This is a genomic window from Curtobacterium sp. UNCCL17 (genome assembly GCF_000686685.1).
Taxonomy (GTDB): domain Bacteria; phylum Actinomycetota; class Actinomycetes; order Actinomycetales; family Microbacteriaceae; genus Curtobacterium; species Curtobacterium flaccumfaciens.
Window position 1 is genome coordinate 723,465 of sequence record NZ_KK366002.1, and the last position, 13,549, is coordinate 737,013.

The following is a 13,549-nucleotide window of genomic DNA, read 5'->3' on the forward strand; positions in this document are numbered from 1 at the left end:
CGCGATGCACACCAGCGGCAGCGTCGCCGCAGTCGACCTCGGTGCGACCAGCGGTCGGGTCATCATCGGGCACGTGGGCGGGGGAGGCGTGCGGATGGAGCACGTCGCCCGGTTCGCGAACGGGCCCGTGCCGGTGTGGGAGGGCGAGCGCGAGGCTCTGCACTGGGACGCCCTCGAGCTGTACCGGCAGGTGCGGCTGGGGCTCCGCGACGCACTCGCCCGACACCACGGCGTCGCCAGCATCGGGATCGACTCGTGGGCGGTCGACTACGGCATCGTCCGGGCCGGGCGCATCACGCACCAGCCGTACCACTACCGCGACGAGCGGAACGATGCGGCGTCGCGATCGATGTTGCGGAAGATCGGCAAGGAGGCGCTGTTCCGGCGCAACGGCCTGCAGCACCTGTCGTTCAACACGGTGTTCCAACTGCATGCCGACCTCCGCGACGGGCTCCTGCAGAGCGGTGACCGGGCCCTGCTGATCCCGGACCTGCTCGGGTACTGGCTGACCGGAGCACAGGTGGCGGAACGGACAAACGCTTCGACGACGGGACTGCTCGACATCACCACCGGGCGGTGGTCCGACGACCTGCGGTGGTCGCTCGGGCTTCCCTCGGGCATCTTCCCGGAGCTCGGGCAGCCCGGCGACGCGATCGGCGGGCTCCTGCCCGCCGTGGCCGACGCGGTCGGAGCCGGGCCGTCCACCCCGATCACGCTGGTCGGCTCGCACGACACCGCCTCGGCCGTCGTCGCGGTACCCGCGACGGAGCCCGACTTCGCCTACATCTCCTCCGGCACGTGGTCGCTGGTCGGCGTCGAACTCGACGCGCCCGTCGTCACCAACGCCGCGCGCGAGGCGAACTGCACGAACGAGGGCGGCGTCGACGGCCGCATCCGGTTCCTCAAGAACGTCTCCGGGCTGTGGCTGCTTTCCGAGAGCGTCCGCACCTGGGAACGGGACGGCGAACGCATCGACCTGGAGGCACTGCTCGCCTCCGCCGCCGACGTCACCACCGCGGTCCCCGTGTTCGACGTGGCCGACGACGTGTTCGCGGCGCCCGGCGACATGCCGGCGCGCATCGCCGCGTGGTGCGCCTCGCACGGACTGGCAGTGCCCGGCTCGTGCACCGAGATCGTCCGGTCGATCCTCGAGTCCCTCGCGGTCGCCTACGCCGAGACCCTCCGCACCATCCTCGATGTCACCGGCAAGGACGTCCGGGTCGTGCACGTCGTCGGCGGTGGATCGCAGAACCGCCTGCTCTGCCAGCTCACCGCCGACCGCACCGGACTGCCCGTCCTCGCCGGACCTGTCGAGGCGACCGCGCTCGGCAACGTCCTCGTCCAGGCTCGTGCTCACGGATTCGCCGGACTCGCCGGAGCCTCGTTGGAGGCACTCCGCGACGTCGTCGCCCGGACCACCGAACCTGTGCGCTACACACCCGCTCCGGGCTCGGCCGCCCGACCCTTCCACACCACCGTCAGGAGCCACGTATGACCACCACCGACGACGAGCACCGCGTCGACCCCGCGACCGGCGTCCCCGCTGCCTCCACCGGCCCCGCCTCGAGCGCCCGCGTCCGGGTGCAGCGCCAGCTGCCGAGCGTCCGCGACCTCGCACCGCTCATGCAGTTCAAGAAGCCCTCGCTGCCGGGTCGACGGCAGCGCCTCGAGTCGGCGTTGACGATCTGGGACCTCCGCGCGATCGCCGCCCGACGCACCCCGAAGGCCGCATTCGACTACACCGAGGGTGCAGCAGAGGCGGAGATCTCGCTCGCCCGCGCACGGCAGGCGTTCGAGGACATCGAGTTCACCCCGGCGATTCTCCGCGACGTATCGAAGGTCGATACGTCCCGTGACGTGCTCGGCGCGCCCACCGCGCTGCCCTTCGGGATCGCCCCCACCGGCTTCACTCGGATGATGCAGACCGAAGGTGAACGCGCCGGCGCCCGGGCTGCTGGGCGGGCAGGCATCCCGTTCTCGCTGTCGACGATGGGTACGACGGCGATCGAGGATGTCCGCGACGCCAACCCACACGGCCGGAACTGGTTTCAGCTCTACATGTGGAAGGACCGCGACAAGTCGATGGCGCTCGTCGACCGAGCCGCGCGTGCCGGCTTCGACACGCTGCTCGTCACGGTCGACGTCCCGGTTGCGGGCGCCCGCCTGCGGGACAAGCGCAACGGGTTCTCGATCCCGCCGCAGCTCGGCATGAAGACCATCGTCAACGCGATCCCGCGTCCCTGGTGGTGGTTCGATTTCCTGACCACCGAACCTCTCGCGTTCGCGTCGCTCGACCGGTGGTCGGGGACCGTTGGGGAGTTGCTCGACCACATGTTCGACCCGACGGTCACGTACGAGGACCTCGAGTGGATCCGCGACCAGTGGCCCGGCAAGGTGGTCGTCAAGGGAGTGCAGTCCCTTGCGGATGCGAAGCGCCTGGCTGCGATGGGCGTCGACGGCATCACCCTGTCGAACCACGGCGGCCGCCAGCTGGACCGCGCTCCCGTCCCATTCCGCCTGCTCCCCGAGGTAGTCAAGGAGGTCGGGAAGGACACCGAGGTGCACCTCGACACGGGCATCATGTCTGGTGCCGACATCGTCGCCTCGGTCGCGCTTGGTGCCCGGTTCACGATGGTCGGGCGCGCCTACCTCTACGGCCTCATGGCAGGCGGTGAGGCCGGTGTCGACCGGATGATCCAGATCCTGTCGGAGCAGATCGAGCGCACCATGCGCCTCCTCGGCGTGGCCACACTCGACGAGCTTGAGCCGGGCCACGTCAAGCAGCTCCAGCGGCTCGCACCCGTCCGTCGCTGAGGCCGAATCTGGCGGAGTTCCAATCGCTCCGCCACGAGCCGCGTTCGAGCGCGAGACGCGGGCAGCGGCTCAGAGGTCCGCGGTCGGTTCAGCCCTGGAGTCACGCAGCGAGCCGTTGCGCAGCGTTCGACGCGCTCCCGCTTCGACGCGTCACCGCGAGCTGTAACGCCGACAACATCGCCTCAGCTCGCGTTCTCGAGAAGAACGGCATGCGACGCGAGCAGCACGGCATCGAGGATTCCTGGCACGCTGACCTGGGCTGGGTCGACGGCTACCAGTACGCCATGCTCACAAGTGGACCGCCGCTCGAACCGTCCGATAGCCGATCGGCTACCGACCGTTGGCGAGCGGACGCACACGGTGCCTCGTCTCATTCCCCCAAGATCGCCTGCAGGTACGACACCCCGCCCTGGTTGATGCAGTCCAGCGCTAGGTCACGCATCTGGCTCCGAAACGCGTCCTCGTCCGCGCCCGCGTCGATGGTGACCTCCACGGGCACGTAGCGATGCACTGGAGTTGAAACACCGTCATACGTCTGCCCGAAGCCGTCCCTGGTCAGGATCTCCAGAGGACCGGTACCGGCCCACTCAATACCGACCATCACGTCGTACTCGGACCCGCTCCCACGCTGGGCGAGCACACGAACAAGAGCGAGGAGGTCAGCCACTGCATTCTCGATAGCGGTCGATTCGACCTGCGTCGGCTCGAAGTAGCCGTCGATGGACTTTCGGTGCCCACCAACCGCGCACGCCAACCCGGCGGCGCCAGACCGATAGACACTCGCCCAGGCTTCATTCCATGCTTGCGCGCCCTGGCTGCGATTCGGCGCTATCCAGCTACGCAGGCCCGGTCGAGGGTTGTACCGCTCAACGGCCGTCAGCGGGCGCACGCCGATCCCGTTCGTCCAGCCCTGCGCGAGGGTGAATGCCGCCTCGAAGACGTTGCGCGCGTCATCACGGTCCATCCCGGATGTCACGTTCGGAACACGTGGCGACGCCACCGCATAGAGCCATGCGTGCGGAACCGTCGCCCGCCCAGCACTCACCTGTGCATACAGGTTGGTCAGGGCTTCTCGAGCGTGCCGCTGCTCATCAAAACGAGCACGGTAGGCGTTCGCGACCTCGCGCTCCTTCATCCAGACCGTATCGGCGTCGTTCCGCGCAGGTGCGCCGAAGTAGTCGTTGCGGTAGATCAAGTGCGGCCCGTCGACGCTCGCCGGCACCTCGACGACCACCGCCAGTGCGTCATCGCCAACAAGGACATGCACACCCAACGCGAATACCGGTGGGGAAATCGCCGTTACCGCCGCACTGCGCAGGGCTCGCTCGTACCCCTCATCGAACTCGACGATGTGCACGCGCTCGGTTGCGGCCTTCTGCGCCTCGCGCACCCCGTACACGATCACGCCGCCGCCGCTGTTGGCCATCGCAGCGACGTCCTTCGGGAAGTCTGTCTGTGTGATGTTCTTACGCGGCGGTAGCTCTGACTTCCAGTCAAGGTCCCGTGTCTCACGAACACCCGCGGCGACGGCATCGTTCAGCAGCTCGTCAGTGATGGGCCCAGGGGCAGCGCCCGTCGTTCGGTGCAGCGCGGTAAAACTCATCTCGCCAGCCTAATTTGGCCGCACCTCCCCTCTACGAAGCTGTCTCGATAGACATCGATCAGCGGGACGGGGGAGTGTCCTATTCTGCTGTTTGATGACCGAGCAGTGTGCCAGTACCTTCGACCGGTGGAGGTTTCGGCGTGAAGCCGGTCACTTCGGAGATCACGAGCATACGTCGAACGGTGAACGAACCCGTTGGAATGTGATCGCGTCCGGGAAGCGGTTGCGCCACTTGTAGCCCGATGGCGCTTGAGGCTGGCGGAGGACCGTCTGGCAGGAAGCCCCTTGGCTGTCTTACCCTCAGCTGGTAAGCGTGTGAGCTCGATCCGAAGGAGTGGCTGATGGTCCAGGTCCCGCTACCGATCGACGCTGACGACGGGGCTGTCCTTGCTTCCGAGGCTGCTCACGAGGTCACGGCCGCGACTACGAGTCCTGGGCATCCGACGATCCTGCTTCCCGACGGGCCGCCGTTGGAGGACCTCGAAGCCGAGTGACAACGTCGCGCTCTGTCGCGCGACGCGTCCCAACGTGACGGCAGTGGTGCGATCTGAGTCATGTCGTTCCGTCGGACGTACGCTCGGGGCAGAGCTTGCACGGTTCGAGTTCCAGCCGGCACACACCGGTGTTCGGACCAGTCAGCGCAGAGGTGTCATGTGGACCCGCACGACACACCCCGCCCGACGCGTCGACTGCCGCACACCGCCCTGAAGCTCGCTGACGTCGAACTCGACCCAGTCGTTCCCGGCGTATGGCGAGTACTCGATCGAACCGCCGACGAGGACGCTGCACTGTTGGGCATGGTCATCGAAGCAGGTCGCGACTACCAGGTCATCTTCACAATCGTCCTCGGATCGCGCTTCACCTTCACCAGCCTGAAGGACGCTCGAGCGGCCTTCGTTCAGCAGCCCGGGGACAGTTCGATGCGGTGACAAGGGTCGCAGTCTTTCAAGCGGGAAACCCTGGGGCCCGTCCCAAGGGCGTCCGGCAGGCGATCGGGTTCCGGACGCGATTGCCGTGGGCATGCGATGCTCTCCGCGTACGCTACGGCCTGATGAACGAGTATGGCGTCGATTGGCCATTCTGGAGCGAGGACGGGCCCTGCAATCAGGGTGTCCCGTCGCTACCGCCGCGGCTCATCGACGAAGTACTGGCGTGGACAAATGACTTCAATACTAACTACTCGGTCGAAGCCGGCTGGCCGACCGAGGTCGCCGCGCGCTCCCACGAGCGCCAAGGCCGTCGCCTCCTTCAGTTGGTTCGACCTGAGCTGGAACCTGAGGACGAAGTAGTGTTCGACTACTGGGAGACGAACCGGCGCAAAGGCCTGTAGCCGCCCCCGCATAGCGCCCCGGCAACCGAATCGAACCTCGCCCGGGGGCCAAAGCACTCGGAGACCGCTTGTTTCGGTAGCCGATGGCGTCCCGGACAGTGGCGAGCGCGTCCGGAAGACCAGTCTGCGAGAGGGCCCACTTGTCGCAACCGCCCGAGGAGGGACGCAGCAAGTGTTTCAAACCGCTCCGGCTACCGAACGTGATGCCGCAACAGGGCGAGGTGCGCATAGTTCCGAAGCCGTAGCGTGAACTGCATGACCGACGTGACTGTCCTCGACACGGCGACAGCCGATCGCTACGCCGACGTCCTCAAGAGAGTCGCCGAGTCCTTTACCGCCGGCGACGTCGACGGCGCTGAGGCGCAGCTGGAACCGATCGTGGATGACCGGTGGCTCGGCAGCGTCAAGATGGCGCCGACCCAGGAATATGCAGCCCGCTCCGTGACCCACCGCGACGTCCCTGACCGGTTGCGGGCCGCGGTGTTCCTCCGCGATCGGTTTCGGTGCACCTACTGCGGCGGCCGAGCCGTACCGCGCTGCGTTCTCGTCGCAATCAGTGACGCGTTTCCCCGATTCGGCTACCAAGCGCACTACAAGCGGGGCATGATGCACCCGGCATTCTGGGCACTCGCGCCCGAAGCCGACCACACGCTCGCTCACGCGCGCGGCGGCGCCGGCGAACTCGAAAACCTCACGACCCTGCACGCGATGTGCAACACGGCCAAGGGCGCCGCGCTCGCTGATGAGCTCCCGATCATCGCTCGGACTGCCGCTCAAAACGGGTGGGACGGACTGATATCGAGCTATCCCGCGATCGTCCAGGCGGGCAACCTCCGTGGTGCACGCCACGCGTCAGCGAACTACCACGCTATGTGGCTCCGCATCTTCGGCTTGGCGCCGATCGACCCAGTTACGGATCCATCGGCGTGACACCATCAACAAAGCTCACATCGCAGCCACCGCTGCGACGAGTGCTCTGGGGAACGTAACGATCACGGACGGCTCCTGCCGATACCCCCTGCCCCGTCCGATAACGGATCCGACGTGCTTCCTTGCAAGCTGAAGTTGCAGCCCGGTCGGCATCGCTGAGCGCTTGCCTGTTATCACTTCAGGTGGACGCAAGTCGAGGCCAAGTCGGACGGGTGGCCTGGCATGATGCTCGCTGGTGGGGGAGCGCCCCTACACGGCTGGTCCGCGGTTCTCTCAATCCTTGAGCGGTCGGAGCCCCGGAACTCGCGGCAGGATGACGTTTGCTGCAAGGAATCGGGCGGCAGGCGCAACTGCAGCCGACCACGCGATCGATGCGAGCACGTCGGTCGGGTAGTGCACAGCATCGATGCTCAGAGCGATCGCGACCAACGCGACGAGGAGAACGCCGCCAGCGAGTACCGCTCGCCGATGGGCGTTGTTGCCGGCGAGAAATAGCAGTGCGACGACAAGCGCAGTGACGAACGCGGCATGTCCGCTCGGGAACGATGGGTCCACCTGGGCGGGGGTGAACGGGTGCGAGAGGGTGGCTACGTCAGGGCGAGGTCGATCCACGAGGAGTTTGATCACGTCGGACGGGATCCATGTGATCGCGACGGTCCCCGCGAACGCAGCCGCCGCCTGCAGCCGGCGAGACCGCAACCACACCAGCGCCGTGATCACGATGGTGATCACGATCGCGGGCGCTGGTGAGAACGCGGCGTACACGCCGTTACTGATCGCAGCGATGACCCCGACATGTGCACTGTTCAACCATGTGGTGAGTGACGCGTCGACGGGGTGACTGCGGAGGAGGAACCCCAGAACTGTGATCATCACCACGACGGCCGCTGCGATGAGAACCGTCCGGCCAGGGCGCTGCTCCTGTCGCAGGATCCCTGATCGATCGACGCGTTCGTGGTGAATGATCTGGCCAGTCATGAGCTCACCGCATCTCACCGCCACTAAGAATCGACACAGGCTTATTGCTTAGCGGAATCTGAGTGCCGTTCCGTGAGCCTTAAAACGTGAAGCTGACGTTGACGAAGGCTCGAATGGGAGCGGTTCCTGTCCGCCGTATGCAGGGTGCTGTACGCGCTGAGATCGATGCGTACTGGAGGTCGCGCCCCGTCGACCCCGACGTGGTGTTGTACGAGTCGTTCGCCGGTAACGGTGCCTCATGCAACCCGGAGGCGATCTGGAGGGAGTTGCTGGCTGCTGATGACTTACACCATCTCCGTCACGTGTGGGCGCTTGATGCAGGTGCGATCCGCTCCATCGGTCCAGCGCTTCGCCGCAGCCCACGGACAAAAGTCGTGCTGCGCGACTCCAGCGAGTACCTGCGGTACCTGGCCACCGCGGGCACCCTGATCAACAACGCGACGTTTCCCGCTTCGTTCTCACGCCGGTCCGGGCAGCGGTACCTCAACACATGGCACGGCACCCCGCTGAAGCGGATGGGGTTCGACGAGCCCGACGGTGCGACAGCCTCGGCGAACACGATCCGCAACTTCCTCCAAGCCACGCACTTGCTCTCACAGAGCGAGTGGATGACGGAGCAGATGTACGAGCGTGCGTACCGCTTGGGTGCTATCGCTACGGCGGACGTGCTCGAGGTGGGGTATCCGCGCGTCGATCGTCAGCTTGGTCAGGACTCAGCCAGGCTGCGTCGGTGGTTGAGAGATGCCGGGGTCCAGGTCGGAACGGAACCGATCGTGCTGTATGCACCGACGTGGCGGGGCGATCGGTTCACTGCTCCTGAGGACCGATCGGCCGAGATGGCGCTTCTGGTGGATCACGTCGAAGCGTTCCTCCGCCGGCGGGGCATCGCCGGCACGATTCTCGTCAAGCCGCATCAGGTCGTTGCGAAGTACGCACGAGCAGAGCCTCGACTGACGGGACGGCTTGTCCCCGAGGATGTGCCGGTCAACCTCATGTTGGGCGAAGCCGCAGTGCTCGTGTCGGACTACTCCTCGATCGTTGTCGACTGGCTGGCGACCGGGAAGCCGGTGGTGTTCGCCGCGGACGCGGACCACGAGTACGAGTCCACCCGTGGGCTCTATCTGTCTGCGGGGTGGCCGGGACCGCGCTGTACGACCGCGACTGAGGTTGCCGGCGCCGTCGCCGACGCGCTCCGCAGCGGTGTCGCCGACGCGGATCACGACGCGTACACCGAGATGCAGCACCGACTGGTGCCGTTCGACGACGGGCACGCGGCGCAGCGAGTCGTCGACGTGCTCTTCCGCGACCAAGCTCCTGTCCGTGGCAGCATCCGATCGCTGCGCAGCGACGAGCGCCCGACGCTACTGATCCACGTCGGCACGCTGCGCTCGAACGGGATCACGAGCGCCGCGGTCAACGTGCTCCCGCGGCTGGTGGATGCTGGCATCGACGTGACTGTGACGTACAACCAGACCAGCCGTGGCCCCGGCGTGGTGAACCGCCGTCGCCTCGACCCACGTATCCGCCAGCTCCAGCGCGTCGGCGGCATGAACGGGTCGAAGCTGCTGCACTTGCATCGTCGGGTTACGGAACGACGCGCCTCGACCTGGGCACACGCAACGTCACCCGGGCTGCGCGGGCTCTGGGACGCGGAGTGGCGACGCTGCTTCGGCGACGCGCACTTCGACGCCGTCGTGGACTTCAGCGGCTACTCCCCGTTCTGGGCGGAACTGCTCCTCCATGCCCCCGACCCGGTACGACGATCGATCTGGCTGCACAACGACATGCGCGCCGAATTCGACCGCGAGGTCGACGGCAAGCCCACCATGCGCCGATCACTACGATTCGTCGCTGGCCTGTACCCGCAATACGACCGAGCAGTCTCGGTGTCTCCGACGCTTGCGGCCCACAACAAGCAGGCGTTGCAGGGCATCGCGCCCGCGACGTACGTCGCGGTCTCGAACGTGATCGACGCTGACCGCATCCGTGCCATGGCGGAGGCTCCGATCGAGGCGTCGCCGTGGCGAACGTCGCTCGTCGACCGGGCAGACGGCAGCATCTGGTTCGTCACGGTCGGGCGGCTCTCACCCGAGAAGAACCACGCCCGCCTCCTACGCGCGTTCGCGATCGTGCACGCAGAGCAGCCGGAGACCCGTCTGCTGATCGTCGGTGGGGGGTTCCTGCTGCCGAGCCTTCGGGAGCTGGCCGACTCGCTCGCGGTCAGTGACGCCGTCGTGTTCACGGATGTGACGGAGAACCCGTTCCCGCTCGTCGCCGCGGCAGACTGCCTCGTGGTGTCCAGCGACCACGAAGGGCAACCGATGGTGATCCTCGAGGCAGCGGTCCTCGGGAAGCCGATCGTGACAACCGGGTTCATCTCGGTCACCGACGCACTCCCCGACGGTGGCGCCCACGTCACCGCACTTTCCGATGACAGCCTGGCTGACGGTCTCCGAGCGTTCATCCGAGGCACAGTGGCGTCGACTTCGTTGGATGCCACGGCGTACAACGAAGCAGCCACAGCCGCGTTCGTACGCACCGTCCTCCCGGGACGGCCGGAGGATCATCGTGAATACGGGACGCAGGATCAACGACGGGGGACACCATGACCATCCGTTCCCAGATTCGCCGGTTGCGGCGCCGGATGGGCAGACGTTGGTCTGCCGAGGTCCGCGCCTTCTGGTCCACCCGATCAATCGATGCCGATCTTGTCCTGTACGAGTCGTTCAACGGCAACGGGGTGCTGGACAGTCCGGAAGCGGTGTTCCGCGCGCTCCTTGATGATCCGCGGCACCAGACGACGCAGCATGTGTGGTCGCTCTCCGACGAGAACGACAACCGGTTGATCCGTGCGGAGTTCGCGGGGCATCCACGTGTCCGGTTCGTTGCACCGGGATCGGCTTCGTACCTGCGCGGGCAGGCCACCGCCGGGTGGCTCATCAACAACGCCACGTTCGACCGGCAGTTCGACAAGCGTCCAGGCCAGGTGTACGTCAACACGTGGCACGGCACCCCGCTGAAGCACATGGGCTTCGACATCGGTGATCCGGCGTTCCGTGTTGCGAACGTCATCCGGAACTTCCTGCACGCCGACGTCCTCGTGACCCCGAACGAGCACACCACCGAGTCTCTCTACCGTCGCGCACACCGCTTGGACGGGATCGTAGAACGGCCCGTCCTCGCGACCGGTCTGCCGCGGATCGACCGGGAGTTCCTGGACGACGTCGGCCGCGAGGACGTGCGCGCTGCCTTGGAGCAGCGCGGGCTGGCCGTCGGTGACCGGCGGATCGTGCTGTGGGCGCCCACGTGGCGCGGCACCTCGTTTGTCCGCCCCCGCGACGACGCCGACCTCCTCCTCTTGCAGCTCGGGCAGGTGCAGGCCGCACTCGACCCGAATCGGTTCGTTGTGCTGCTGAAGACCCACCAAGTGGTGCATCGCTTCGCCACTCAGAACCCCGCCGCCACCGGAGTGCTGGTGCCGAACGACATCCCGACGAATCTGCTGCTCGGTGTGGTGGACACGCTCGTGACGGACTACTCGAGCATCTTCTTCGACTTCCTCCCGCTCAGCCGGCCCATCGTGTTCTTCACACCAGACCTCGACGAGTACGCCTCCTACCGAGGTCTGTCCATCCCCACCAGTGAATGGCCCGGGCCGCTGGTCTCGACACCGGAACAGGTCGCTGAGGCGATCAGCACTCGGGTCGATGTCGGTGATCGGGCCGACGTCGATGCCCGGGCCGAGGCGATGCGAGCGCGAATGAACCCCTGGGACGACGGTCACGCCACCGACCGGCTGATCACCGCGGTGTTCCACACCGACGCAGCGACCAGCAGTCTCCCGGCACCCCCGCCCTCCGTGCTCGTCGTTGTCCCAGCCGCCGCGGGTGCCCCGCTGGTGGAGGACATTGTGGGAGGGATCAACGGTCTCGATCTCACGCGGGTTGACGTGTCCGTGTTGCTGTCGGACGCACGGTCCGAGTGGTACCTCGACGCGCAACGGCGGCTCGATCCGCGGATCCGCCAGTTCGCTCGCCAAGGGTCTCGGAACGGGTCCGCTCTCCCATCGTGGGTGCGGCGGCTGGTTAAGTCCGCCGCACCCACGAGTCGCGGCGAGTGGCACCGGATGGTCGCCGACACCTGGTTCGACGTCGTGGTCGATGCATCCGGGACGTCGACGTTCTGGAGCGGGCTCGTCGGGTCAGCTCCGGCGCACGCTCGGCTCTCGTGGAGCGGAGCGGACACTCCGCAGCAGATCATGCGGACGGTGGACGTCGTCAGGGGTGCCTCGTGAATCGCCTAGCAGCCACCAATCGCCCGTGGTTCATCCCCACCCTGCTCGGCATCATCACCATGCTCGTGGCCGCGACCGGATCGTGGGTGCCGTCGTTGTGGGGGGACGAGGGCACCAGTGTGCTGTCCGCACAGCGCTCCTGGTCGAGCTTGTTACGGATGACGCAACACGTGGATGCGGTGCACGGGGTGTACTACGCCGGCCTGCACCTCTGGGTCGACATCTTTGGGGCGTCCGCGTTCTCAGTGCGGTTCCCGTCCGCGGTCGCTACGGGTGTTGCCACGGCAGCGGTCGTCCTGATCGTGCGTGAACTCGCCGGCACTCGCCTCGCCCTGCTCGCCGGCATCGTATGCTGCACCTTGCCGCGGATCACGTACGCCGGTGAGGAAGCGCGTTCCTACGCGTTCAGCGCCGCCCTCGCAGGTTGGACGTTGTGGGTGCTCATCCGGCTTCTCACCGGGCAGGCTTCGGGATGTCGGTGGTGGGTCACGTACGTTGCGCTGCTGACGGTCAGCATCTGGGTGTTCCTGTTCTCAGCCCTGCTCCTCGCGGTCCACGCCGTCATCATCGCTTCGGTGCGCCCCCAACGGCGGTTCATCCGCCGATGGGGCGGTGCCGTCCTCATCACCATGGTGCTCGTCAGTCCGATCGCGGTCGCGGGTGCGACGGAGAGCAGCCAGATCGCTTTCCTCGCGCACCGTACGACCGTGACGTTCACCTCGCTGACCGTCGGCCTCTGGTTGAGCAGCGCCTCGTACGCGTCCCTCGCGTGGGCGCTGATCGTCCTCGCCCTCGTTGGGGCGATCGCCGGAGTCCTGCATCACCGACCCCGATCGATTCCAGCTGGCACGCCGGGACGGTCCACTGCACGGGCCCTGCCCCCGGTGTCGCTGACCGTGGTCGCGGCGGCGTGGCTGCTCGTCCCGGTCACGCTGCTGGTCCTCGCGAATCTGGTGCACCCGGTGTTCTCCGGCCGGTACATGACCTCATCGGCGCCGGCCGCCGCGATCCTCATGGCCCTCGGACTGGACCGTCTGGGCCAACTCGTTCGCCGTCCGGTGGTAGTTGCGATCGTCGGTGCGGTCGTGATCACGGGAGTCGCCGCACCCGTCTGGTTGCAGCAGCGAGGACCGCACGCGAAGAACGACAGCGACTGGGCGGACATCAGCCAGACGATCGGTTCGCACGCGAGCGCCGGCGATGCGGTCGTGTTCGACGAATCCACCAGGCCCTCACGGAATCCGCGGCTCGCGCTGCACACCTACCCGGCCGGATTCCGCAACGTCCGGGATGTGACGCTCGAGACCCCGTACTGGCGACGGGACACGTGGCGCGACTCGGCGTACACGCCGGCGGAAGCGGCAGCACGGGGCCGGTTCGGTGGGGTCACTCGGGTGTGGCTGGCGGAGTACGCCATCAAGGGGCGAGCCGACACGTACGGCGCTGCCGACCTCGCGCGGCTCGGATACAAGCCTGTTCGCACGTTCCACGAGCACCGCAGCACCGTAACCGAGTACCAGCTCGACCGCTGACGAGGCGGGCACGGCGTCCCTGCCCGGGCGTAGAGCCGTCGTCTCGAGCTCCAAACGTATCGGGGCAG

At 66.8% G+C, this 13,549-nt stretch carries 10 protein-coding genes and 1 pseudogene; 9 read left to right on the top strand and 2 right to left on the bottom strand.

The features are described from left to right. The first annotated feature begins 4 nt into the window (after positions 1-4). The 3 genes and pseudogenes from BR70_RS0117390 to BR70_RS23915 form a co-directional block, all read left to right on the top strand. A complete protein-coding gene (locus BR70_RS0117390) occupies positions 5-1,495 on the top strand; it encodes a rhamnulokinase (RefSeq protein ID WP_027467086.1) in 1,491 nt (496 codons plus the stop codon). A gap of 128 nt (positions 1,496-1,623) precedes the next feature. Continuing rightward, a complete protein-coding gene (locus BR70_RS0117395; RefSeq protein ID WP_051597103.1) occupies positions 1,624-2,814 on the top strand; it encodes an alpha-hydroxy acid oxidase in 1,191 nt (396 codons plus the stop codon). 8 nt (positions 2,815-2,822) lie between these two features. Further along, positions 2,823-2,984 (top strand): annotated as a pseudogene (locus BR70_RS23915) (hypothetical protein); the annotation flags it as partial. A 200-nt stretch (positions 2,985-3,184) separates the two neighbouring features. On the opposite strand, the gene BR70_RS0117400 reads toward BR70_RS23915, so the two are convergent. After that, entirely contained in the window at positions 3,185-4,417 is a 1,233-nt protein-coding gene (locus BR70_RS0117400) for an AlbA family DNA-binding domain-containing protein (protein WP_027467088.1), read from the bottom strand. A gap of 797 nt (positions 4,418-5,214) precedes the next feature. Between BR70_RS0117400 and BR70_RS23895 the strand changes: the two genes are divergently transcribed. The 3 genes from BR70_RS23895 (at position 5,215) to BR70_RS0117415 (ending at position 6,677) form a co-directional block, all read left to right on the top strand. Further along, a complete protein-coding gene (locus BR70_RS23895) occupies positions 5,215-5,346 on the top strand; it encodes a hypothetical protein (protein ID WP_269319962.1) in 132 nt (43 codons plus the stop codon). Between the two features lie 122 nt (positions 5,347-5,468). Next, positions 5,469-5,747, top strand: a complete 279-nt coding sequence (locus BR70_RS23435; RefSeq protein ID WP_155896928.1) for a hypothetical protein — start codon at positions 5,469-5,471, stop codon at positions 5,745-5,747. A 255-nt stretch (positions 5,748-6,002) separates the two neighbouring features. Beyond that, positions 6,003-6,677 (top strand): HNH endonuclease, encoded by a 675-nt coding sequence (locus tag BR70_RS0117415; RefSeq protein ID WP_027467089.1) that lies wholly within the window; start codon positions 6,003-6,005, stop codon positions 6,675-6,677. Between the two features lie 273 nt (positions 6,678-6,950). Here the strand turns inward: BR70_RS0117415 and BR70_RS21620 are convergent, their stop codons facing one another. After that, positions 6,951-7,655 (bottom strand): phosphatase PAP2 family protein, encoded by a 705-nt coding sequence (locus BR70_RS21620; RefSeq protein ID WP_155896929.1) that lies wholly within the window; start codon positions 7,653-7,655, stop codon positions 6,951-6,953. Positions 7,656-7,741: 86 nt separating this feature from the next. Here BR70_RS21620 and BR70_RS21625 point away from each other — a divergent pair, with 86 nt between their 5' ends. The 3 genes from BR70_RS21625 to BR70_RS21635 are packed head-to-tail and all read left to right on the top strand — an operon-like array spanning position 7,742 to position 13,481. Continuing rightward, the gene (locus BR70_RS21625) at positions 7,742-10,264 is read left to right on the top strand and encodes a glycosyltransferase (protein ID WP_155896930.1); all 2,523 of its coding nucleotides are present in this window, start codon (positions 7,742-7,744) and stop codon (positions 10,262-10,264) included. Beyond that, the gene (locus tag BR70_RS21630) at positions 10,261-11,949 is read left to right on the top strand and encodes a CDP-glycerol glycerophosphotransferase family protein (protein WP_081827437.1); all 1,689 of its coding nucleotides are present in this window, start codon (positions 10,261-10,263) and stop codon (positions 11,947-11,949) included. Before BR70_RS21625 ends, BR70_RS21630 begins: the two co-directional genes overlap by 4 nt. Continuing rightward, entirely contained in the window at positions 11,946-13,481 is a 1,536-nt protein-coding gene (locus BR70_RS21635; protein WP_081827438.1) for a glycosyltransferase family 39 protein, read from the top strand. The genes BR70_RS21630 and BR70_RS21635 overlap by 4 nt, the downstream gene beginning before the upstream one ends. Positions 13,482-13,549: the final 68 nt, after the last annotated feature.